Source organism: Bradyrhizobium sp. BR 1432, from assembly GCF_051547705.1.
GTDB classification, from domain to species: Bacteria; Pseudomonadota; Alphaproteobacteria; order Rhizobiales; family Xanthobacteraceae; genus Bradyrhizobium; species Bradyrhizobium zhanjiangense.
Genome location: NZ_JBPUGF010000003.1, coordinates 5,244,036 through 5,265,015 on the forward strand (window position 1 = coordinate 5,244,036; position 20,980 = coordinate 5,265,015).

A 20,980-nucleotide genomic window follows, 5' to 3' on the forward strand; every position below is an offset into this window, starting at 1 on the left:
TTGAGCGGCAGAACACGCAGCGAAATGGATTCCGGGGCGCGCGCTAGCGCGCGCCCCGGAATGACGAGGTGAGAGCTACGCCCCCACCCAATTGCCGTGAAAGCCATCGGGCACGCGGTGGCCGAGCTGCACCAGTGCGACGGGACCGGCCTCGACATCGGTGGCGTTGAACACGGCGAGGTCGCTGCGGTTCTCCCGCGCGCGCCAGACCACCGCGAGCAGCCAACCGTCGCCCTCGGCGGCATCGTTCGACCGCTCGACGAACACCGGCTCGGAGATGGTGTCGCCGGCTGGCAGCAGATAATGGCCGAGCCGTTTGCCGTTGCCGTCGACGTGGACGACGCCTGAGAGCGCGCCGAACATCGGCAGCCTCGGATTGGCGCAGGCGTACCAGCCGTGGCGGCTCGCCAGTCCGGCGCGGCGATCATCGATGCGGGGGAATTCGCCGGTGAGATCGTCGAGATAAGTCTGCTGGAAGCGGTCGGTATTGCCCGAGAGATCGAACGTCCAGCGGCAGTGGCGGGCGCGTGACTTCTCCGGATCCGTCGGCCGGCCGTCGGGATGCGGAAACAGCGGCGCCTCCTCGAACTGCATGACGTCGGCGATGATGCGGTGATCGTCTTCCCACGCATTCATGACGTGGAAGACGTAGCAGGCCTCAGCTCGAAACCAGACGATGTCCTTTGCCGTGCCGTTGCGTTTCATCACGCCGACATAGGCGCCTTTGTCCGGCTCCCAGGCATAGGGCGGCCGTCCACTCATCGCGCGCTCCATGCTGCCGGTGATGGGAAGGATCGGAAACAGCACATGGTTCGCGGTGACGATGAAGTCATGCACCATGCTGGCATAGGGCGCCTCGAAACGCTCGAAGCGCGTCACCTTTCCGGACGCATCGATCGATCCGTAGGAGAGGGCAGGCGTCAACGGTCCTGCGGCATTGTAGCCGAAGAACACCAGTTCGCCTGTGATGGGATCGATCTTCGGATGCGCGGTAAAGCTGCCGGCGACGCGGCCCTGGTAGTTGTGATAGCCGCGCGTTGCCAGCGTGCCAGGCTCGATCTCGGTCGGCAGATGCGCTTCTTCCAGCGCCAGCAGCTTGCCGGCATGGAAGATGATGTTGGTGTTGGCGACGCCGCCATCGGTGAGATCAGCCGGGGCATCGGGCAGCTTGCGGCCGAAGCCGCCGAACAAGGCGCGGCCGGCGTCGCGCTCGGCCAGCCATTTCGGCGTGCGGACCCAGCGATTGCGGTAGCTGGCGCGTCCGTTCTCGAGGTGGAAGGCGTGCAGCATGCCGTCGCCCACGAACCAATGCGCGCCGGGCGAAGAGAACTGCGGATTGGCGCCGTTGCGGTAGAGCGTGCCGTTCAGCTCGCGCGGCAGTTCGCCAATGATGTTGAGGAATGGCGCATCGGCCTCGAACGGGATCGGCGCGATGTTGTTGCGGCGCTCAATGACGGCGTCCTGCTGCACGGCGTATCCTTTTATCTTTACATTGTAAAGATTGGATAACGCTAATTGCCGTTCCGGTCAAGCGAAATCTTTACACTGTCAATATTGCGCCCTATAGCTTGTCCATGGGCAAGAGCGAAACCAGGGCCGCGCACGGCGTGCGCCCCCCGAAGAAGACACCATCGGCCTCGCGTTCCCCGCGGCGCCCGGCGGTTGCGAAGACCGAGACACCCTATCATCACGGCGCCCTGCGCGAGGCGTTGCTCCAGGCTGCCGAACGGGTGCTGGAGCGCGACGGGCTTGCCGGCCTGACATTGCGGGCGGTGGCGCGCGAGGCGGGCGTCTCGCATGCTGCGCCGACCCATCATTTCGGCGACCTCACCGGGCTGCTCAGCGAGCTTGCGGCCGTGGGCTTCCGCCAGTTCAACGCCGCGATGGCCTCGTCCTGCGATGCTGCCACCACGCCGCTCGAGCGCGCGCTGGCGCGGCCGAAGGCCTATGTCGCCTATGCGCAGGCCCATCCCGGCATGTACGGAATCATGTTCCGCACCGAACGGCTCGATTATTCGAGGCCCTCGCTGCATGAGGCCGCCGAGGCCTCCTTCGCCGGGCTTGCCAATGCGATCGGCATGATGCGGCAGGAGCAGATCAGCGAAGACGCGCTGACGTTGAACCAGGGCGCGGCGATCGCCCGCGCCTGGTCGATGGTGCACGGCTTCACCACGCTGCTGCTCGACGGGCGGCTCAAGGATATTTTGGAGCGGCTGCCCGAGGGCACGACGGCCGAACGGCTGCTCGAGGCGATGCTGACGGCGCCCGTGACCACCAAACTTCCAGTGTAGCGGGCTGTTGAGCCGGAGAAGAGCCTAAATCGCGATGAGATTAGGATGAATTGTCATCGCGGTGAGGATGGGATCATGATGGCGGCTCGATGCAGCTGGAACTTCGTAGCATCAGACGCCTTGATTGTGGGCAAGGCTCAAAAGCGCCATCAGGCACCTGACAGCGGCGCGGAATCGTTCTGAGAAGAGCGGCTTCGCTTGGGTCATCCAGCCTCGTTCGTCCTTTTTCTCTTGATCATGCCAGCCATCTCTTCGAACAAACCTTATCGCGTCGGCCGCTCCAAGACCGGGCTCGGCCTTTCGCCACCAAGCCGATCAAGAAGGGAACCCGGATCATCCGCTATTTCGGGCCGATCCTGGACTCGCGGATTCCGGCGCACGACGAGATCGAGAACAAATATCTGTTCGAGCTCAATGGCCGCTGGACCATCGACGGATCGGTGCGCAAGAACTTCGCCCGCTACATCAATCATTCCTGCCGGCCCAACGCCGAGTCCGATGTTCGCCCGCGCGAGCGCAAGGTCTTCATCCGCGCCATCAAGAACATCGAGCCGGGCGACGAGATCAACTACGACTACGGCACCGACTATTTCAAAGCCTATCTGAAGCCGATCGGCTGCAAGTGCGAACTCCTGCGAGAGAAAGCGCAAGAAGCTGCGCGCCGAGGCGCGGGCCGAACGCGCCAAGGTGAAGGCGCGGGCCGAGCGCAAGGCCACGAAGGCGGGCGCCAAGAGTCCGAAAAGCAAGGCCGCCAAAAAGAAGAAGCTCAACGGCCACGCCATCGGCAAAGCGAACGGCCGCGCGCGGGCCTGAGCTTGAGCCCTTAACTCAGCTGTCATGCCCCGGCTTAGGGCATCCAGTACGCCGCGGCGTCTCCGTATCCATTTACTGTCTCTGGAATACTCGGCGCCCGGTCAAGCCGGGGCATGACAGCATGTATGTGGCCTCACGCCGCCACCACACCCGCGCTCCTCCGCAACCCCACATATTGCAGCTCGGCGAACACGCCGGTCGCAATCGCCTGCGCCACGACCATCAGTTCGCCTGCAAGGTTCGGCGATACTGCGCCCGAAAGCAGCAACGCGATGCTGCCGGCTGTCCAGGCCGCGTTGCCGATCACGACCAGCAGCACCAGCGCCTTGGACACGGATGCACGCGCGGCGAGCCAGCCGACCAGCACGGTGTAGGCGATCAGGAACAGGCCGGTCTCACGCAGCAGCGCTTCGGGCAGATTGAACAGCGAGGCGAACGCGCCTGCACCGAAGGTGAAACCGAGCGCGGCGACGCCGCTGAAGACGGCATCGGCGAGCAGTGCACGGCGCAGGAAAGTGGATGCTTCGATCATCGTGGTTCTCCTTGGTTGAGGTCGGGGGAAATCACCGCAATCCGCGCCACCAAGCGCGGAGCAGGCGGGCGAGGCGGAACGGGCAGAGGCTTCTGCCGACGCCGTGCTCGAAGGCGATGACCTGGGCGACGACATAGTCGCCGGTCGAATGCACCAGCGGCTCCGGCATGTCGAGGCTGCGCGCCAGCATCCGGGTTGCGAAGGCCATGGCCCAGGGCAAGACGTGGTCTGCGAGGGTCCGGTAGAGCAGCAGCGCGATCATGGTCATCTCCTGTTGCGACCGAAGATGCGCGCGTCCGCGCCCCAATTCGATTACCTCGCGGGTAATGGAAGGGCCGAAATCGACGTGCTAGGTTTTCGATCATGAACGCACATGCATCCACGGCACGCGCTGAACGCAGCCAGCCGGTCCATATCGGCGACCATTTGCGCGAATGGCGGCAGCGCCGTCGCATGAGCCAGCTCGATCTCGCCGGCGAGGCCGAGGTCTCGGCGCGGCACTTGAGCTTCGTCGAGACCGGCCGCGCCGCGCCCTCGCGCGACATGGTGCTCAGGCTCGCCGAACGTCTCGACGTGCCCTTACGTGAACGCAACGTGCTGCTGGTCGCGGCCGGCTATGCGCCGGCGTTCCCGCAACGCACCCTGGAGGATCCCGCCTTGAAATCAGCCCGCCAGGCGATCGACCTCGTTCTCAAGGCGCATGAGCCCAATCCGGCCCTGGCGGTGGACCGGCATTGGAACCTGGTGTCGGCCAATCGCATGGTGGCGCCGCTGCTCGACGGCATCCCGCAGCGTCTGCTCGGCCAGCCCTTCAATGTGCTGCGGCTCGCGTTCCATCCGGAGGCGCTGGCGCCGCGCACGGTCAATCTCGCGGAGTGGTGCGGGCATCTGCTCGAGCGGCTGCACCGGCAATGCGAGGCGACGGCCGACCCTGAGTTGATCAAGCTCTATAACGACCTGAAGGGCTATCCTATCCCTGCGCGCGCGGCCCCGCTGTCGAGCGACAATGTCGCCATTCCCTTCAAGCTGCGTCATGACGGAGAGATACTAAGTTTCTTCTCTACCACCATGGTGTTCGGCACGCCCGTGGACATTACGTTGTCGGAGCTGGCGCTGGAGACGTTCTTCCCGGCCGATGAGCGTACTGCGGAGCGGCTGAAGCAGATGGCGGCAGCTATGACGTAGCGCTCTCATCTGGCGCCCTTGCCTCGGGACAGGTTCGGCTTATCTTGGTTCAAACCCGCATCGCCCGAAGGAGGCGCCGCCCATGAGCACGCTGAAACCGCTCCAGATCGACGTCGTCTCCGACGTGGTGTGCCCCTGGTGCTATATCGGCAAGCACCGGATCGAGAGCGCGTTGGCGCTCGTGCCCGATGTTCCGGTCAAACTCAATTTTCGCCCGTTCTTCCTCAATCCCTGGGTGCCGCGCGAGGGCATCAGCCGCGAGGATTATCTCACCAAGAAGTTCGGCTCGGTCGAGGCTTACAAGGGCATTGCCGGCCGGGTCGTCGCGGCTGCGAGCGAGGAGGGCCTCGTCTACCGGCCCGAGATGGTGGCGCGCCAGCCCAACACGACCGATTGCCATCGCCTGATCCTCTGGGCCGAGGCGATCGGCAAGGCGCCGGAGATGAAGCAGCGCCTGATGGAGCTCTATTTCCGTGACGGCGGCGATCTCACCGATGTGAACGTGCTGGTGCAGGCAGCCGCCGATGTCGGCCTCGATGCCGACGACGTGCGCAAGCGCCTCGCCACCGACGAGGACGTCGCGCGCGTGTCGGCGGACGCACAGGAGGCCGCCGAGAAAGGCATCTCCGGCGTGCCGACCTATGTGTTCGCACAGAAATACGCCGTCTCCGGCGCGCAGGATCCGAACTTGCTCGCCCGCGCGATCCGCCAGGTCTCGGCGGAGATCAACGCGCAGGCGGCGGAGTAGTCTTTCGCTTATTTGCGGAGCCGATGGACCACGCGTCGCGCGGCCTGATGCGCGACGTTGAGGCCGGTCAGCGCAGCATGAATGAGCGCGACGACCGGATCATTCCGCCGCAGCGGGATCAGCACGTCACCGATAGCGAAACGTCCCCGCCAGATCGGATTGATCATGGGGTGATCGGCACTCGCCATCGAATCCGCGCTGGCTATGGCGGGATCGGCGCAGAGGTGGCGGGTGAGGTCGAGCGTGAGCTGCACGCCCGGCGAATATTTCGCAAAGCGCTCGTCGATGCCGAGCTTGAAGAAGAAGGCGCGGTCCTGGTGCCGCAGCACGATTCCGGCGGCGATCGGCGTCATGCCGGCACGAAGCGTGACGATCTCGCATTGCGCGGTTTCTGCCAGCGCCGCGACGGCGCGACGGATGAAGGTCGTATCGCCTGCATGCTGGATCAGCGCGGTGCCGCGCTTGCCCTTCCAGCCGCTTGCCTCAAGCTGCAAGAACGTTTCGAGCGCGGGCCCGACCTCGTCGCGCCCTCGCGCGACCTCGAACGCGACGGGGCCGTTTTCTTCGAGCCGATGGCGCTGGCGCCGCAGCTCCTTGAGCTTCCTGGCGCCGAGCGCCTCGCGCAAGAGCGTCTCGCCGTCATGCGTCGCATCGAGGCTGGCGCGGATGTAGGAGCTGAGCAGGCGCGGCTTCAGGCCATCACGATTCAGAACCTGATTGAGAGCGGTCATCGCAGCGCCGTCGAGCGCGACGTCGTTCAGCACGAGCGCATCGGCTCCGGCCTCGCGCGCCTGCTGCAACAGACGTGTGGCGGCCTCGATCGGGGCGTCGCGGTCGATCAGCGGGCTGCACAGCGTGCCATAGGGATGCGCGCTCACCAGCGCGGGCAGGGGAATTTTCCAGGCGCGCCAGAGTGAGATCGCCGGCATCAGCCCGATCAGGCGCGTCGAAGATGCGTCGAATGCAGCAAGCGCTGAGGCCCCGGTGTGGCCGCGCGCGGTCGCGCTGACGGCAAGCGCCCAGCCCGGCAGGTAATAGCCGTTCGGTTCGATCGTGCGTTGCGCGAGCGCACGCCATTGACCGGGGTCGATGGAGGTGAGCGCAACGCGCGCGCGCGCGGCATCCCTTGCAGATGCTGGATTGACCGCTGCCTGCTGCGCGATGTCGACCACGTCCCGTCGTCCCCGTTCACGCGGTCCAAGGCCGCGTTACGGCGATGCTTAGCGCAAAGATTGGAAAATACCGTTGGGACGCTGCCTCAATTCGAGCAGTAGTGTTAACGTCTCGTTGAACATCCCGAGAGGCGGCGAGTCGCCGGAGGCTTGCTACTGGTCACCCGGGACGAAATGGTCGCGGGCGCTTGCCCGTCCGCCCCCGGCAGTGTCCGTGATCGTGATGTCGATGTCGCGGGACGTCTGCGGCAAATGTGCCGGGCCGACCTGCACGGATAAGCGCACCTCGCGGGTTTGGTCCTGCCCGACCGCGACGACCGGCTTGCCGTCCGGTCCGGCCTCGATGCCGGCGACGCGACTGGTCGCGCCGGGCAGTCCCGAGGTCTCGAGCACAAACGATCGTTCTGCGCCCTTGTTGAGGATGCGCACGATATAGTCGTTGCGCACCCCGCCATCCGAGAGCTGGACGAAGAGGGGATTGCGCTCGTGCAGCACGTTGACGTCCATGGTCGCGCGCGTCGCGAGCGCGTAGAGCATGATGCTGCCGACGATTGCGATTGCTGCGGCGTAGATCAGCGTGCGCGGGCGGATGATGCGATAGATCGGCGGCTTGCCGTCGCGCCGGCGCTGCATGTTGATGTCGGTGTCGTAGCCGATCAGGCCGGCGGGCCGACCGATCTCGCGCATGACGTTGTCGCAGGCATCGATGCACAGGCCGCACTGGATGCAGCCGAGCTGGATTCCATGGCGGATATCCACGCCTGTCGGGCAGACATTGATGCACTGGTGGCAGTCAACACAGTCGCCGGCGACGTCGCCATGGGCGCGGGCGACTTCCGCCTTCTTCACCGACATGCGCGGCTCGCCGCGGTCGCGGTGATAGGTGACGTTGAGCGCCCATTCGTCGGTCAGCGCCGCCTGGATGCGGGGCCACGGGCACATGTAGATGCACATCTGCTCGCGGGCGTGGCCTGCGAAGAGGTAGGTCGTGGCAGTCAGGATGCCGATCCAGAGATAGGCGATGAATGGCGCCTGGAACGTCGCGAGCTCCTTCACCAGCGTCGGCGCATCGGCGAAATAGAGCACCCAGGCGCCGCCGGTCCACCAGGCGATCATGATCCAGAGGAAGTGCTTCAGGGCAACTTTTCGGATGTGATCGAATGTCCAGCCGCGCTTGTCGCCCAGCATGCGCTCGCGCCGGTCGCCCTCGACCCAGCGCTCCACTGCGTAGAACAGATCGGTCCAAACCGTCTGCGGACACATGTAGCCGCACCACAGCCGGCCTGCGACCGCGTTCATCAGGAACAGCGTCATCGCCGCGATGATCAGCAGACCGGTGAAGTAGTACACCTCCTGCGGCCACAGCTCGATGAAGAAAAAATAGAAGCGGCGATGCGGGAAGTCGATCAGCACGGCCTGATCCGGCAGGCCGGGGCCGCGATTCCAGCGTACGAACGGCAGCAGATAATAGGTGCCGAGCGTGACGCAGAGGATCGCCCATTTGATGCGGCGGAAGGGCCCGCGGACCGACTGCGGATAGACCTTCTTGCGTTTCTCGTAGAGAGGTCCCTCGATGAAAGTATCGTCGGTCATGCCGCGCTCCCGGCGTTATTGCCAGCGAAGACCTATTCCGGTGCGCAGAAGAGGCGGTACAGAGTCTCCAGCACCGAGCGGACCTCCTGGCTCGCGATGCTGTAGTATATCGTCTGACCCTCCCGTCTGGGTTTGACCAGGCTCAATGCGCGCATCTTTCCGAGATGCTGGGATAGTGCCGCCGACGACAAGCCCGCGATGTCGGCGAGCTCGCCGACGGACTTTTCGCCATCCAGCATGTTGCAGAGAACCAGGAGCCGTTTTGGGTTACCCATGGCGGCGAGGAGGCGGGAGGCCTCCTCGGCCTTCTCCTCCAGAGCGAGCAATTCTTGATTCCGGGGCTTGCGCTTCATGGGTGCTATATATTAGTATATCCGAAAATAAGAAAGTACTAAATCGTTGGTGCGGGGTTCCTGAAAGGTGCTCTCGCTGCGGAGGGTCTGATGGTTTCGACATCATTTACGCCGATCGCCTCCCTCGTCGGCGGTGCACTGATCGGGTTGTCCGCCGTTCTGCTGATGTGGGCGAACGGACGTATCGCCGGCGTCAGCGGCATCGCGGCACGGCTGTTTCCGCCTTACGAGGACGGCGAGTTCGCCGGCCGGCTCGCCTTCGTCGCCGGTCTCGTCGCCGCACCCGTGCTGGCGCTGTTCGTCACCGGAAGTCTACCGGCGCAGACGATCGCGGCCGGGCCGGCCGTTTTGATCGTCGGCGGGTTGCTTACCGGTTTTGGTTCGGTGTGGGGCAGTGGCTGCACCTCCGGCCATGGCGTCTGCGGCCTGTCGCGGCTCTCAGCGCGCTCACTGGTTGCGACCATCACTTTCATGGCGACCGGCGTTGCGACGGTCTTCGTGATGCGGCACTGGAACTGACGCCGATGGCTATCCTGGTTCAATTCGTCGTCGGCCTGATCTTCGGTCTCGGCCTCATCGTGTCTGGCATGTCGAACCCGGCCAAGGTTCTGAACTTCCTCGACATCGGCGGCATTTCGGCGGGAACGTGGGATGCGAGCCTTGCCTTCGTGATGGCCGGTGCGGTCGCGGTGACCTTCATCGGCTTCAACCGCGTCCTGAGGCGTGCGCGTCCGTTCTTCGCTGAACGGTTTTATCTTCCCACGCGAAGGGACATCGATCCCAGGATCATCGCAGGTCCCGCGATCTTCGGCATCGGCTGGGGACTGGCAGGCTTCTGTCCGGGACCGGCGCTGACCGCGCTCGGTTTTGGATCGGTGTCCGCCGTGATCTTTGTCGCGGCGATGAGTGCCGGCATGGTGCTGGCGCGCTTCATCGCCCGCTTGCCGTCGCTGACGCGCTTCGTCACCCCTGCCGATCCGCTCGAAACCTGAAGTAACCGGAGAGTAAATCATGGACAAGAATTATCCCGAGATCACGCGGCAAATCTCGGCCAACATGCGCAAGCTGCGCAGCGACATTCCCGACACCATGAGGGGATTTGCCGCACTCGCTCAGGCGGCCACGCACGACGGCGCGCTCGACAAGAAGACGAAGGAGCTGATCGCGCTGGCGCTTGGCGTCGCTGCGCATTGCGACGGCTGCATCGGCTTTCACACCGAAGCGCTCGTCAAGCTCGGCGCGACGCGCCAGGAGGTCGAGGAGACGCTCGGCATGGCGGTCTATATGGGCGGCGGCCCGTCGTTGATGTATGCTGCGGACGCGATCGCGGCCTACGAGCAGTTTCAGCAACAATCGGTTGTCGCCTAGTTGCGGTCATTCGATACGATCATGCGAACGGGACCGGGCGAGTTGTCTCGTCCGGTCCCGGCCATCAAGACTTCATCGATTACCAGCGATCGTCGACACCGACGCCAACGCTGACGCCGGGTGCGCGAATGCCGACGCCGGCGCGCGGGCCGTCATCCCAATCGCGATGGTAGATCCGACGTTCATAATAGCGTTCGCGCGGCATGTAGTCATCGGAATCTCGCACGATCACACGCGAACCGCCGCGCGTGCGATAGCAGCGGCCGGCGTCGTCGCAGACAAGTCGTACCTGCTGGACGAGATCCGGATTGGTGTACTCGCTGCTCGTGTAGATGTCGGAAGCCTTCGCACTCGATGCGGCTGCCAAAGCACCGACGCCCGCCAACAGCGCAACAGTCAACGTCCTCATCATGTCCTCCTCGAAACTGCCCTCGGCGGTAACAAGAAAGGGAGGCGGTGTTCGTTCCCGTCGGCGATGCTGGTTTTTCCCGGAACCGCAGCTTCGTTAGAGCGATTTGTTCCTAAATCGGCTGGTAAGTCTCGGTCCAGCAGATGTCGTCGGCTTCCGCACGCCGGCGGTCGACGACCCTTCCACCGGTGATGGTCACGATGTAGGTCTGGGCGCCCAGCGACGTACCAGTCGCGGAGGTGAGCTGTGCGCGGACGCAGGCCGTCCAGCCCGGTCCTCGCACCTCGCGATGGGGCGGGGCTACGTGCACCTCACGCGGATAGGACGTGTTCAGGAAGACCACGTCGATCTGCTCGCGCACCACGCGCTTGACGTCGGGGGCCGGCTCGGGTGGCGGTTGCTCGGCTTCCTTCATGCGCATGAACTCGGGCACCGGCGCGCGGCTGTCGGCAAAGCCGCAGGCACCGAGTGCGAGCGCGCCGGCGAGAAGCGCCGCATGAGCAATGATCCGCAACATACTTGAAGGTCCCCCCTGCGCGCCAACACATAGGCACGAATGCGATCGGGCGAAGTCCCGCCCGATCAAGATTTGCTGAAGTCTTGGAACCCGCGGCATTTGCTATTACGGGATTGCAGGCTAGTTTGTACCCCAGGCGAGGGGGGTTGCATTCATGAGGATTTTGGTGATAGCGGCCGCGGTGCTGGCGCTGGCGGGAAGCTTGGCTCAGGCGCAGATGGGCGCCGGCAGCAAGCGCCATGGCAACGACGCCAAGGCGGACAACAAGCCCAAGGTCGACGAAAAGGCCTACAAGGCCGCGCTCGAGCGCATTCCCGAGCCCAAGGAAAAGTACGATCCGTGGGGTGGGGCCCGCCCCAGCGAACCTGCCAAGAAGTCGAAATAGAACGAGGCGGGCGTTGCGGATCCACCTGCGCGTTGCTGCCGCATTCGTTACGCTCCTGTCGTTTGCCGTGCCGCCGTGCTTCGCCTGGGAGAGCTGGGGCGGCGATCCCGGCGGTTCGCGCTTCTCGCCATTGCGGGAGATCTCGCCGGGCAATGTCGGCCAACTCGTCCGCGCCTTCGAATATCACACCGGCGATCTCACGGCACGCTCGCCCGAGCTGATGCGGCGAACCAAATTCCAGGCGACGCCGCTGTTCGTCGAAGATAGCCTGATCTTCTGCACGCCCTTCAACGAGGTCATCGCGCTCGATCCCGGCACGGGCGCGCAGAAATGGCGCTACGATCCGAAGATCGCTATCAACCAGCGTCCCGCCAATCGCTATGTCTGCCGCGGCGTCACCTATTGGGTCGACGACACGGCACCGCCGGATGCGGCCTGCCGCGCGCGCATCTTCATGGGAACGAACGACGTCCGCCTGATCGCGCTCGATGCGAAGACAGGCATGCCCTGTGCCGGTTTTGGCAATGGCGGTGAGATCAAGCTCGATATCGGAATGGCCCTGGAATGGCCGGGCGAATTCCAGATCACCTCGCCGCCGGCGGTCGGCCGCGGTGTCGTCGTGGTCGGATCTGCGATCGGCGACAACCGCCGCGTCGATGCGCCGAGCGGCGTGGTGCGAGCGTTCGATGCGCGCAGCGGCCAGCCACGCTGGACCTTCGAGCCGCTCGAGCGCGAAGGCATCGAAGCCGGTCACGCCAATGTCTGGGCGCCGATGTCGGTCGATGACGCGCGCGGACTCGTATTCCTGCCGACGTCGTCGCCCTCGCCGGATTTCTGGGGCGGCAAGCGGCCGGGCAACAACGAGCACGCCAATTCGGTGGTCGCGCTGCACATCGAGACCGGCGAACTCGTATGGGCCTTTCAGATCGTGCATCACGACGTCTGGGACTACGATCTGGCGGCGCAACCGACGCTGGCGCGCCTCGACACGGGTGACGGCCAGCGCGATGTCGTGATCCAGCCGACCAAGCAGGGGTTTGTCTTCGTGCTCGATCGCGACACCGGCAAGCCGGTGTGGCCCGTCGAGGAGCGCGCCGTGCCGCAGGACGGCGCGGAAGGGGAAAGATTGTCGCCGACCCAGCCGTTCCCGACGCACGTGCCCGCGCTGACGTCACAGACGATCTCGACCGATGATGCGCTCGCGCTATTGCCTGCGCTGCGCCGCTCGTCCTGCGAGCGGCAATTCGCGGAGGCGCACAATGAGGGCCTGTTCACGCCGCCTTCGAGGCAGGGCACGCTGTTGTTTCCGTTCACCGGTGGCGGGGTGAACTGGGGCAGTGCGGCCTTCGATCCGGTCAGCCAGATCCTCTACGTCAACACCAGCCGCGCCGTGCATCGCGTCAAGCTGATCCCGCGCGCGGAAGCTGTCGGGTTCAATCCGCCGCCCGGTCATGATTTCGGCCAGCAGCGTGGCACGCCGTTCGCGATGACGCGCGCGGTGGTGACGTCGCCGCTCGGCTTGCTCTGCAACAAGCCGCCCTGGGGCGAGATGGTCGCGGTCGATCTGAAAGCCGGAAAAATCCTCTGGCGTTCGACGGTCGGCACCACCGAGGATCTTGCACCGCTCGGCGTGCCGCTGCCGTGGGGCGCGCCGCTCGTCAACGGGCTCGCGGTCACCGCAGGCGGGCTCGTCTTCACCGGAGCGATGGACGCCTATTTGCGCGCCTTCGATGCGCGGAGCGGCAGGGAGCTGTGGCAGGGCCGGTTGCCGGTCCCGGGCGTCGCCAATCCCATGACCTATCTCTGGCAGGGCGAGCAATATGTCGCGATCGGCGCCGGCGGCCACTCCGAGGCAGGCACTTCGATCGGCGACAGCGTCGTTGCGTTTCGCCTAGCGCGGCCGGGCGAGGCGCCCTCGCTATGGTCGCGCACCATCGATCGTCCCGGTGGACGTTTTCTTGCGGCGTCCTCAGTGATCGCGCTCGCGGTCGTCGCGTTCGCGATTGCAAGCCTGCGCTGGCGTCGCCGCCGTCGTATCGCGCGATCATGATCGTGTTGTGGATGCGATGCGAACGATCGTTCACATCGCGCGCGCTATTGCACGAAAGCAAGGCCGACGCGTTTGTCGCTGCGCCACACGGGGCGGCAAGTCCGCACGAAATTGTCGCACGAAATCGATAACTTGAAGCTCTGCGGCAGCGTTGTGGGGCCGTCGAGATCGACGGCAGCGCCGCCGGTCGATATGTTTCTCACCGTGCATGCGATTCCGCTATTTTCAAAGGTGATCCTGCCCCCTTGAAAACACGGTGACGCTGCGTTTCACGCCTCTCAATCATTCGCGTTCATCCACAATGACCATTGTGAAATAGCGCATAGAAATTACCTTGAACTCAACTCAATACTGGCGCTACTTGCACAGCGCTTCAGACTTCGTTTACCACATTGACGCGGACAATCTCTCCGCCGACTTTCCTGACAAGCCTTTTATGGCGCTACGCGCCGATGGAGATACTGATGAAGACCATGCTTTCGATTCTGTTCGCTGCAGCGCTCTCGCTGTCGTCCATGCCCGCCCACGCCGTCAAGTGGGACCTCTCGACCATGAGCTGCAAGCAATTCCTCGAGAGCGGCGAAGACAACATCCAAGTCGTACTGACCTGGATGGACGGCTGGTACAAGGGCGACGAGGACAACGCGATCATCGACACCGACGTGTTCATCGAGAACGCCAAGAAGTTCGGCGCCTATTGCGGAAAAAATCCGAACGTCAGCATCGTGACCGCAGCCGACGAGGTGCTGGGCAAGTAGCGTTTCCTGTCTCGACATGGGATTTGTCGAGAGCCGCGGCGCGCCTGGCGGCTCTCTTCTTTTCGAAACACGCTCAGCCCGGCAGCATCGCGAACGCGCTCGACACCATCGCAATCGGCTTGTTGTCGGAGGCCGAGAGCAGCGTGACGCGGCCAAAGCTCATGGTGCGCCCGAGCCGCACCACGCGCGCGTCCGCCAGCACGTCCGACGAGGAGGCTGCGCGCATGAAATGCGTGGTCTGGTCGACCGTGGTCATCGGACGATAGCCGCGGTTGGCGGCGAGGATCGCGATTACCATCGCGGTGTCGGCGAGCGCCATCAGCGCCTGGCCGCAGACCACGCCGCCGTTCCGGCACAGCCGTTCCGAAAACGGCATGCGCAGCAGGGCACCCGGCTGCCAGTCCGGCGCATCCGCTGGCTGTGCGTGCTCGATGCGCTCGACCGAGAGGTCGAGATCCTGGACCCAGGGCGCAAAGACCTCGCCGAGGATGCGTTTGGCGTCAGAGATGCCGAACTCGGCGTCTGGCTGCGTTTGCATTGCTGTCGTTCCCTCCATGATGGCCGGATGTTTCGCCTCATTCTGCGCGCATCGGCGCGGCAAAGTCACCCGGTCCGGCGCCGGTCTCTTCGGCTTGAAAATGCCCGACTTCGCCCGATATGATGGCTCGCTTGGGTACGGGTGGATGATGTTGCGTCGATGTGTCCTGGTCTTTTGTCTGGCTGCGCTCGGCCTTGCGCTGAACGGGTGCACCAAATGCGGCCCGATCTGGGACGACTGGCTGCATGCGCCGAAATCGTGCAGATCGGACCGGCTCTAGCGGCCCTGAGGTCGCGGTCGGCCGCGACAAGGATGACAAGGCGCGGGCGATCCGCGCTTCATGGATGATCAAGGAGTGGATGATGAAGCTTTTCCGTTTGGCCGCGGTGCTGGCCGTGCTGGCGGGACCGGCCTACGCGCAAATGCCCAATCTCAATTTGCTGCAGGAAGGCCCGGGCAAGACCCCCGAGGAGAAGGCCGCGGACGCCGAGCGTGAAAAGGCCTATAAGGAAACGCTGAAGAAGATTCCGGACTCCAAGGCGTCCAACGATCCCTGGGGCGGCATGCGCTCCGATCCGCCGAAGCAGTCGGCGGCGCCGAAGGCCTCGGCCGCGACCAGCGCGCCGAAGAAGAAATCCGGCACGGCCGCCAATTAACCTGCCGCCGCTCGGGGGTGGTTGACGCCTCTGGGTGGGACTCCTCTTTGCCCTGCCGGCCTCCTACATCTCGCAAGAGAGTATTGCGTAGAGGAGGACGGGACATGGCCGATCGTCCGCGGGATCTCGCCGAACGGATGGCACGCCGGCGCAAGATGGGCGGCAAGCCGGGCCATCCGACCGGCGACGGCTATCTGCGCGAGACCTTCACGCTGCCGCGCGCAGCGGCACGGGCAAGGGCGGAGGCCTTCTTCGCCCGCTACCCCAAGGCCGGCTATATGAGCGCGGTCGAGACCTGGCGCGAATTGCCCGGCGGCGACATCGAATTCACCATGCGGCGGCTGCCCAGCGCGGATTAGAGCATGATCCGGAAAAGTGTGCAGCGGTTTTCCGGAAAGATCATGCTCAAACAAAAGATCATGCTCAAACAAGAGCGTAAAGCGCGACGACGATTCGTCCTAGTCGCATCGCGCTTTAGGGGCTCACCTTTTCGATCGTCTCTGCGACGATGCGGATCCGGAATACGGGCTCTTTCGCCTCGTCCAGCAGCTCCATGTGCCATTCGGAATTTTGCTGGAGCTTGCGGGCGATGCCGGCGGCCATGTCAGCGCAGACGCTGGTCATCTCCTTCCAGGCCGAATCGCGATCGGCAAATTCGCTCGCCTGGTCCGCGCAGCCGGAATAACGGCCGTTCCGGATTCGAAAGAAGTAGAGCGGCATGGCTGGCACCGATCAACGCGTGACGGCCCAACCCCAAGGCCACGGGCGCGCAGTGCAATCCCAAACCCCGGTCAGATCAATTCCGGGCGGCTACGGGATATACCCTGCGGGGCGCCGCGCCGGCCGCTGATCTCACCCAGACCGGCCGGTTCAGGCCGTCTTGCTCAGGCCGTCTTGCGCTCGATGGCCTTCAGTTCTCGGTCGATGCGCAACTGCACCCGCCGGATCGCCAAGAGGTCGATCTTCGTCTCAGTTCTGCCGGTCTTGATCTGCTCGCCGATGCGGAACTGCCACTGCCAGACGTCAGGAACCGCCGTCTTGGCGACGGTGAACTCGACGCCCCTGTGATTCATGGTCACCTCCCACGATTCACCTTCCATGCCCGTAACATGTTGGGCGTCATCATATGCCCGCGACAAGTGAAATCTGTCGATAAGTCCCGGACCGTTGACGGAAACCGCGAGGGCGCGCACTCCAAAGCAAACGAGGTCGGATTCGGCGCCGCTTGCGCGCCGCCCCGGAACTCTGTTCATGGTCGGAGAACCACGGAGCAATCCGCGCGCGACGGCATGGGCCTTGCTTGGCCCGATGACGGCAAGCAACCATGGGCGCCTCATGCTCGGCATTCCCCGCCGCTATTCTCATTTCGTCTTCGGCATCATCCAGTCCGGGCTGACCTCACTGATCGCGGCAGGCATCGCCAGCCTTCCCGCAGGCAGCGCGAGGGTCTTCCTCGGGCACTGGATGGTGTCGTGGCTGATCGCTTGGGCCGCGATGCTGCCGATCGTGCTGCTGGCTGCGCCCGCGATCCGCGCCGTCTCGCTGCGGCTGACGCGGGAGGAGCGGGAGCTGCGAACCAGCAAGCAGCCATGAAAAAACCCCGCCTGGGGAGAGCCAAGCGGGGCAAAGAGTTGTTGGAGGCTGAGGTGCTGGGCTGCAACACCATAGCCAAGAGACCCTAACTGGTTCGACTTACGTCAGCCTGACAGGCGGCCAAAGCGGAGCGGGGGCCGGCGTCACGTTCGTCGCGCCGCTTTCGTCCATGCCCGCAAACAGAAAACCCCGCTCGCGGGGAGCGGGGTCGTCGGCTGGGTATGGAGACCCGGTGTTGGTCCACCGGGCACGTCGAGACTAGGCGATCAGGCTTACACGCGCCTGACGGTGTCAGTGGGGAAGCCGCGATCGCGCGGGCCGCAGACTGGCCTCGCGCCCGTCCCAATTTCGACATCCGTCCGCACAACTGGCGACACACGGGTCGGCAAGATTCCACACCGTCCGGCGCAGCCATGGGGGAAACGTGGCGCGGCGGCAACGGGGTGGCATCATGGATAACGTAGAGCGGTCTTTCGCCGCCGCGACGGCGGCTGGCTTCGTCGTGCTGGTGATCGGTCTCGTGCTGCTGGCCTTGCTATAGCGAGGCGTCAGCGCAGGTGCGGGGGAGGCGGCCCGGAGCTCCGCGCCGGCGCGCTTCGTCGATGGTGAATGGCACCAATCTTTCAAAAAAGGTGGAAAACAACCCCATGCACAGTAGGCTGTGGGGTGATTTCGTCATTTCATCAATGGCTTACTGGAAGTATTTAGATACCATAACCACGCCGGGTGCTCAGCCCAGCGCATCGCGGCGCGCGATGCTGGATTCTCTTGATTCAACGGCAGCCGCTCGCGGCGGTCAGGTTCTGCAACGTGTGCCCAGGCGCTGCCGCTCGCCGTCGTGGGCTTTAGTGAACCTTGATCTCGCCGAGAGGCAACCGCAGCTCGGCGGCGCGCTCGTCACGGTCCTTCTTGCGAAACTCGTTCTCCTTGCGCTCGAACTTGATCATCTCCTCCTGCGCGGCCTCCAGGAGGTGGTTGCGCCTGATGGCGCCGTGGTGTGTGTCTTCAGTCATGACAGGGGTCCCCAGAGTTGCGGTCCCATCCCGAAGAAGGCCACAGACCGCGAAAAGGTTCGGTGCCTCAGGATTAAGGATTTATGACGGCGCCAAGGCCCGCGCGTCTTTGATGCGCGTCAGTTTCGGACGAGGATCCCATTAGCGCAAAGTGTGCAGCGGTTTTTCCTCGCGACAAACGCCGAACGCGTTTGCGCGGAGATCATGCTCAAACAATGGACTAAAGCGCGATGACGATTCTTCGTCATCGCGCTTTAGTGGCAGGGCTTACCAAGCATCTGCGCGTGCCGGCTGTGGCAGCCGTCGTGCAATTGCGATTTCTTCGTAATTTTTGCACCGACTTTCGGAGCGCCCGATGAGATCGGAGTGTTCGATGTCTGCGCTTGCGTCGAGGCCGAGCCGACGAAGATGGCCAGCGCCACAACGATCTTGAGAACCGACTGCATCACGCCTCCTGGATTCAAGGGTACGAAAGATAACGCTACATATATTAGCGTTACATAGCGTAGCATTCAAGAGATCCAGCGCGACGCAAATTAGGACAGTGCTACGAACAGTAGTTGCCCGGAATCCACTTGGCATCTGGACACCGGTACGGTGCCTCCCGCCGGGGCTGGAATTTCATCCCGAAACGAGATTGCAACCGGCAAAGGGGTCGCTGAAGGGCGGCCCCTTTTCGAATTCAGGCACGAGCAGGGATTGGGACAGCCGCAAAGAACATATTGCGAACCTGGAACAAATAGGGTACATTACTTTTATCGCCGGCCCGCCCTCTCAATCGTTTGTCCCCCTAGCGAATCCTCGCCATAAGGAGCACGACCCAATGTCCGCCACTGCCCTGCGTATCGTCGAAGGATCTTCCATGGACAAGAGTAAAGCCCTGGCTGCCGCGCTCTCTCAGATCGAGCGCCAGTTCGGCAAGGGATCGGTGATGAAGCTCGGCAAGAGCGACCGCTCCATGGACATCGAGGCGGTGTCCTCGGGCTCGCTCGGGCTCGATATCGCGCTCGGCATCGGCGGCCTGCCCAAGGGACGCATTGTCGAGATCTACGGGCCGGAATCGTCGGGCAAGACCACGCTGGCGCTGCATACGGTGGCGGAAGCGCAGAAGAAGGGCGGCATCTGCGCCTTCATCGATGCCGAGCACGCGCTCGACCCGGTCTATGCCCGCAAGCTCGGCGTCAACATCGACGAGTTGCTGATCTCGCAGCCCGACACCGGCGAGCAGGCGCTGGAAATCTGCGACACCTTGGTGCGCTCCGGCGCGGTCGACGTGCTGGTGGTCGATTCGGTTGCGGCGCTGGTGCCGAAGGCCGAGCTCGAGGGCGAGATGGGCGATGCGCTGCCAGGTCTGCAAGCCCGCCTGATGAGCCAGGCGCTGCGCAAGCTCACGGCCTCGATCAACAAGTCCAACACCATGGTGATCTTCATCAACCAGATCCGCATGAAGATCGGTGTGATGTACGGCTCGCCCGAGACCACGACCGGCGGCAACGCGCTGAAATTCTACGCCTCCGTCCGCCTCGACATCCGCCGCATCGGCGCGATCAAAGAGCGCGACGAGGTCGTCGGCAACACCACGCGCGTGAAGGTGGTGAAGAACAAGCTGGCGCCGCCCTTCAAGCAGGTCGAGTTCGATATCATGTATGGCGAGGGCGTCTCCAAGATGGGCGAGATCCTCGATCTCGGCGTCAAGGCCGGCATCGTCGAGAAGTCCGGCGCCTGGTTCTCCTATGACAGCCAGCGCCTCGGCCAGGGCCGCGAGAACTCGAAAGCCTTCCTGAAGGCCAACCCCGACATCACCGCCAAGATCGAGACCTCGATCCGCCAGAACTCCGGCCTGATCGCCGAGCAGATTCTCGCCGGCACACCGGAGCGCGACGCCGACGGCGAGGAGCCGGCGGAGTAAGCCTTAAAGCAGTAGAGTTTTCGCGAGGAGCGGGCGCTGAGGACGTTGAGTTGCCGACGTCTTCGGTGCCCGTTTCGTTTGGTGTTGCGTTGATCAGGTGGTGCGATGAAGCGGCTGATCCTGACCAGTTCGTCCGGCTTCGGTCTCGGGAAATCGGAGCTGGCCGACATCGTCGTAATGTTCGCTTTTCGCTTTCAGTGGGGACCCTTGCCTTCACCCGAAATGCTTGCCGCCTATTTTTGCGGCGCGTTCGGAGGCTCTTCCGCGAGGTGACCACTGGTCAGATTGGGGCATCCATTGGCCTCACGCCGTCAGGGACCAAAAAGATCTGTCCTTTGTCGATCTTTGCGAACTGTACGACGTGATCGAACTCTGGTTCGACCCGAGTCCGGTAGATCAGCTGCAGCTGATTTGGTTGCTGGATTACCTCAGCTCTCATGCCTGGCCGGCGCGAAAGCTCAAACTGCGCTTGGTGACGGATGATCTGATCATGATGAGGGGCGAAGAACTGGGAAAGTCCGCATCGCATATTCCAGCCTTCGCGGTCACCTCAAGGGAGTTTGAAACTGCCAGAATGACATGGCAGGCCTATCGTGCATCGACGCCGGAGCCATGCATCGATCTTCTTCACAGCGATCTGAGCGCTTTGTTGATGCTGCGGCCAGATTTGCTCGATCTGCTGGCGGAACTGCCGTCGCCCTCGACAGGGCTTGGTGCGACGGAGATGCGATTTCTGGAGCTTCTTTCAAGAGGGTTTGCGAACACGAATGGGTTGTTTCATCTGCGCTCGCAACGGCGCACATATGTGTTCGGAGAATTCGAGTTGGGCTCGTTGCTTGAGGGGCTCGCGCTCGGCCCGAGGCCAGCAGTGGCCGGTTTGGGCGACGAACTGCGCACAATCGATCGTAAGAATTTGAGGGCTCGGCATGAAGTCTATCTGCGCAGCCGCCTTTCGCTGACCGAGTTCGGGAAGGCTATCCTGGCGCATCAGGAAGATTTCAGCCGATACAATCCGATTGATCGCTGGTGGGGCGGCACGCATCTGACCAACGATCGGCTGTGGCGCTACGGCCCTGGCTTGGCGAAACCGTGAGGCT

General features: G+C 63.7%; 30 protein-coding genes and 1 pseudogene. 16 read left to right on the forward strand and 15 right to left on the reverse strand.

All coding sequences use genetic code 11. From position 1 onward, the window contains the following. Positions 1-75 precede the first annotated feature (75 nt). Entirely contained in the window at positions 76-1,470 is a 1,395-nt protein-coding gene (locus ACSKB8_RS25090) for a carotenoid oxygenase family protein (RefSeq protein ID WP_438107108.1), read from the reverse strand. A gap of 104 nt (positions 1,471-1,574) precedes the next feature. Between ACSKB8_RS25090 and ACSKB8_RS25095 the strand changes: the two genes are divergently transcribed. Continuing rightward, positions 1,575-2,291 (forward strand): TetR/AcrR family transcriptional regulator, encoded by a 717-nt coding sequence (locus ACSKB8_RS25095; RefSeq protein WP_438107110.1) that lies wholly within the window; start codon positions 1,575-1,577, stop codon positions 2,289-2,291. 237 nt (positions 2,292-2,528) lie between these two features. Further along, a pseudogene (locus ACSKB8_RS25100) lies at positions 2,529-3,104 on the forward strand (SET domain-containing protein). Positions 3,105-3,237: 133 nt separating this feature from the next. Here the strand turns inward: ACSKB8_RS25100 and ACSKB8_RS25105 are convergent. Both ACSKB8_RS25105 and ACSKB8_RS25110 read right to left on the reverse strand, forming a co-directional pair. Next, positions 3,238-3,636 carry a hypothetical protein gene (locus ACSKB8_RS25105; RefSeq protein ID WP_438107112.1) on the reverse strand — a complete coding sequence of 133 codons (399 nt, stop codon included), beginning with the start codon at positions 3,634-3,636 and terminating at the stop codon, positions 3,238-3,240. Positions 3,637-3,667: 31 nt separating this feature from the next. After that, positions 3,668-3,898, reverse strand: a complete 231-nt coding sequence (locus ACSKB8_RS25110; protein WP_438107114.1) for a hypothetical protein — start codon at positions 3,896-3,898, stop codon at positions 3,668-3,670. A gap of 101 nt (positions 3,899-3,999) precedes the next feature. Here ACSKB8_RS25110 and ACSKB8_RS25115 point away from each other — a divergent pair, with 101 nt between their 5' ends. Beyond that, positions 4,000-4,821 (forward strand): helix-turn-helix domain-containing protein, encoded by an 822-nt coding sequence (locus ACSKB8_RS25115; protein WP_438107116.1) that lies wholly within the window; start codon positions 4,000-4,002, stop codon positions 4,819-4,821. An 82-nt stretch (positions 4,822-4,903) separates the two neighbouring features. Beyond that, positions 4,904-5,569, forward strand: coding sequence for a DsbA family oxidoreductase (locus ACSKB8_RS25120; protein ID WP_438107118.1), 666 nt, complete (start codon positions 4,904-4,906; stop codon positions 5,567-5,569). 8 nt (positions 5,570-5,577) lie between these two features. Here the strand turns inward: ACSKB8_RS25120 and ACSKB8_RS25125 are convergent, their stop codons facing one another. The 3 genes from ACSKB8_RS25125 to ACSKB8_RS25135 all read right to left on the reverse strand — a co-directional run bounded on the left by ACSKB8_RS25125 (position 5,578) and on the right by ACSKB8_RS25135 (position 8,687). Then, positions 5,578-6,741, reverse strand: coding sequence for a GNAT family N-acetyltransferase (locus ACSKB8_RS25125; RefSeq protein ID WP_438107120.1), 1,164 nt, complete (start codon positions 6,739-6,741; stop codon positions 5,578-5,580). Between the two features lie 153 nt (positions 6,742-6,894). Next, positions 6,895-8,334, reverse strand: a complete 1,440-nt coding sequence (gene ccoG, locus ACSKB8_RS25130) for a cytochrome c oxidase accessory protein CcoG (protein WP_438107121.1) — start codon at positions 8,332-8,334, stop codon at positions 6,895-6,897. A 32-nt stretch (positions 8,335-8,366) separates the two neighbouring features. Beyond that, the gene (locus ACSKB8_RS25135) at positions 8,367-8,687 is read right to left on the reverse strand and encodes an ArsR/SmtB family transcription factor (protein WP_128932862.1); all 321 of its coding nucleotides are present in this window, start codon (positions 8,685-8,687) and stop codon (positions 8,367-8,369) included. Between the two features lie 90 nt (positions 8,688-8,777). Here ACSKB8_RS25135 and ACSKB8_RS25140 point away from each other — a divergent pair, with 90 nt between their 5' ends. Genes ACSKB8_RS25140 through ACSKB8_RS25150 form a run of 3 tightly spaced genes read left to right on the forward strand, consistent with a single transcriptional unit; the run spans position 8,778 to position 10,055 of the window. Further along, on the forward strand, positions 8,778-9,206 hold the full coding sequence (locus ACSKB8_RS25140) for a YeeE/YedE family protein (RefSeq protein WP_438107124.1): 429 nt from the start codon (positions 8,778-8,780) through the stop codon (positions 9,204-9,206). Positions 9,207-9,211: 5 nt separating this feature from the next. Next, positions 9,212-9,679 (forward strand): DUF6691 family protein, encoded by a 468-nt coding sequence (locus ACSKB8_RS25145; RefSeq protein WP_091889119.1) that lies wholly within the window; start codon positions 9,212-9,214, stop codon positions 9,677-9,679. 19 nt (positions 9,680-9,698) lie between these two features. Beyond that, positions 9,699-10,055, forward strand: coding sequence for a carboxymuconolactone decarboxylase family protein (locus ACSKB8_RS25150; protein WP_438107125.1), 357 nt, complete (start codon positions 9,699-9,701; stop codon positions 10,053-10,055). Between the two features lie 79 nt (positions 10,056-10,134). Here the strand turns inward: ACSKB8_RS25150 and ACSKB8_RS25155 are convergent, their stop codons facing one another. Continuing rightward, positions 10,135-10,467 carry a hypothetical protein gene (locus ACSKB8_RS25155; RefSeq protein WP_438107127.1) on the reverse strand — a complete coding sequence of 111 codons (333 nt, stop codon included), beginning with the start codon at positions 10,465-10,467 and terminating at the stop codon, positions 10,135-10,137. A gap of 109 nt (positions 10,468-10,576) precedes the next feature. Further along, entirely contained in the window at positions 10,577-10,981 is a 405-nt protein-coding gene (locus ACSKB8_RS25160; protein WP_438107128.1) for a hypothetical protein, read from the reverse strand. Positions 10,982-11,135: 154 nt separating this feature from the next. Between ACSKB8_RS25160 and ACSKB8_RS25165 the strand changes: the two genes are divergently transcribed. Then, positions 11,136-11,366 (forward strand): hypothetical protein, encoded by a 231-nt coding sequence (locus ACSKB8_RS25165; protein ID WP_438107130.1) that lies wholly within the window; start codon positions 11,136-11,138, stop codon positions 11,364-11,366. Positions 11,367-11,379: 13 nt separating this feature from the next. Beyond that, on the forward strand, positions 11,380-13,416 hold the full coding sequence (locus tag ACSKB8_RS25170; RefSeq protein WP_438107131.1) for a pyrroloquinoline quinone-dependent dehydrogenase: 2,037 nt from the start codon (positions 11,380-11,382) through the stop codon (positions 13,414-13,416). A 44-nt stretch (positions 13,417-13,460) separates the two neighbouring features. On the opposite strand, the gene ACSKB8_RS25175 is transcribed toward ACSKB8_RS25170, so the two are convergent. Further along, on the reverse strand, positions 13,461-13,619 hold the full coding sequence (locus tag ACSKB8_RS25175; protein WP_438107133.1) for a PilZ domain-containing protein: 159 nt from the start codon (positions 13,617-13,619) through the stop codon (positions 13,461-13,463). A 261-nt stretch (positions 13,620-13,880) separates the two neighbouring features. On the opposite strand from ACSKB8_RS25175, the gene ACSKB8_RS25180 reads away from it, so the two are divergent. Then, positions 13,881-14,174: an HdeA family protein gene (locus ACSKB8_RS25180; RefSeq protein ID WP_176945666.1), complete on the forward strand. Its 294-nt coding sequence runs from the start codon at positions 13,881-13,883 to the stop codon at positions 14,172-14,174. Between the two features lie 73 nt (positions 14,175-14,247). On the opposite strand, the gene ACSKB8_RS25185 is transcribed toward ACSKB8_RS25180, so the two are convergent. Next, the gene (locus tag ACSKB8_RS25185; protein ID WP_438107135.1) at positions 14,248-14,712 is read right to left on the reverse strand and encodes a PaaI family thioesterase; all 465 of its coding nucleotides are present in this window, start codon (positions 14,710-14,712) and stop codon (positions 14,248-14,250) included. A 37-nt stretch (positions 14,713-14,749) separates the two neighbouring features. Further along, entirely contained in the window at positions 14,750-14,959 is a 210-nt protein-coding gene (locus ACSKB8_RS25190) for a hypothetical protein (protein ID WP_438107137.1), read from the reverse strand. Positions 14,960-15,074: 115 nt separating this feature from the next. On the opposite strand from ACSKB8_RS25190, the gene ACSKB8_RS25195 reads away from it, so the two are divergent. Both ACSKB8_RS25195 and ACSKB8_RS25200 read left to right on the forward strand, forming a co-directional pair. Continuing rightward, on the forward strand, positions 15,075-15,368 hold the full coding sequence (locus ACSKB8_RS25195) for a hypothetical protein (RefSeq protein WP_438110669.1): 294 nt from the start codon (positions 15,075-15,077) through the stop codon (positions 15,366-15,368). A gap of 104 nt (positions 15,369-15,472) precedes the next feature. Then, positions 15,473-15,727, forward strand: coding sequence for a hypothetical protein (locus ACSKB8_RS25200; protein WP_176945665.1), 255 nt, complete (start codon positions 15,473-15,475; stop codon positions 15,725-15,727). A gap of 115 nt (positions 15,728-15,842) precedes the next feature. On the opposite strand, the gene ACSKB8_RS25205 is transcribed toward ACSKB8_RS25200, so the two are convergent. Beyond that, positions 15,843-16,088 carry a DUF6894 family protein gene (locus ACSKB8_RS25205; RefSeq protein ID WP_091889101.1) on the reverse strand — a complete coding sequence of 82 codons (246 nt, stop codon included), beginning with the start codon at positions 16,086-16,088 and terminating at the stop codon, positions 15,843-15,845. Positions 16,089-16,252: 164 nt separating this feature from the next. Further along, positions 16,253-16,441 carry a hypothetical protein gene (locus ACSKB8_RS25210; RefSeq protein ID WP_438107138.1) on the reverse strand — a complete coding sequence of 63 codons (189 nt, stop codon included), beginning with the start codon at positions 16,439-16,441 and terminating at the stop codon, positions 16,253-16,255. Positions 16,442-16,703: 262 nt separating this feature from the next. Here ACSKB8_RS25210 and ACSKB8_RS25215 point away from each other — a divergent pair, with 262 nt between their 5' ends. After that, a complete protein-coding gene (locus tag ACSKB8_RS25215) occupies positions 16,704-16,961 on the forward strand; it encodes a DUF2798 domain-containing protein (protein ID WP_370988963.1) in 258 nt (85 codons plus the stop codon). Positions 16,962-17,806: 845 nt separating this feature from the next. Here the strand turns inward: ACSKB8_RS25215 and ACSKB8_RS25220 are convergent. Continuing rightward, positions 17,807-17,974, reverse strand: a complete 168-nt coding sequence (locus tag ACSKB8_RS25220; protein ID WP_164934493.1) for a hypothetical protein — start codon at positions 17,972-17,974, stop codon at positions 17,807-17,809. 254 nt (positions 17,975-18,228) lie between these two features. Then, positions 18,229-18,420 (reverse strand): hypothetical protein, encoded by a 192-nt coding sequence (locus ACSKB8_RS25225; protein ID WP_438107141.1) that lies wholly within the window; start codon positions 18,418-18,420, stop codon positions 18,229-18,231. A gap of 377 nt (positions 18,421-18,797) precedes the next feature. Here ACSKB8_RS25225 and recA point away from each other — a divergent pair, with 377 nt between their 5' ends. From recA to ACSKB8_RS25240, 3 genes are all read left to right on the forward strand, one after another. After that, positions 18,798-19,883, forward strand: coding sequence for a recombinase RecA (recA, locus tag ACSKB8_RS25230; RefSeq protein ID WP_091889095.1), 1,086 nt, complete (start codon positions 18,798-18,800; stop codon positions 19,881-19,883). Positions 19,884-19,988: 105 nt separating this feature from the next. Continuing rightward, entirely contained in the window at positions 19,989-20,156 is a 168-nt protein-coding gene (locus ACSKB8_RS25235; RefSeq protein WP_438107142.1) for a hypothetical protein, read from the forward strand. A gap of 88 nt (positions 20,157-20,244) precedes the next feature. Further along, the gene (locus tag ACSKB8_RS25240) at positions 20,245-20,976 is read left to right on the forward strand and encodes a hypothetical protein (RefSeq protein WP_438107143.1); all 732 of its coding nucleotides are present in this window, start codon (positions 20,245-20,247) and stop codon (positions 20,974-20,976) included. The last annotated feature ends 4 nt before the right edge of the window (positions 20,977-20,980 follow it).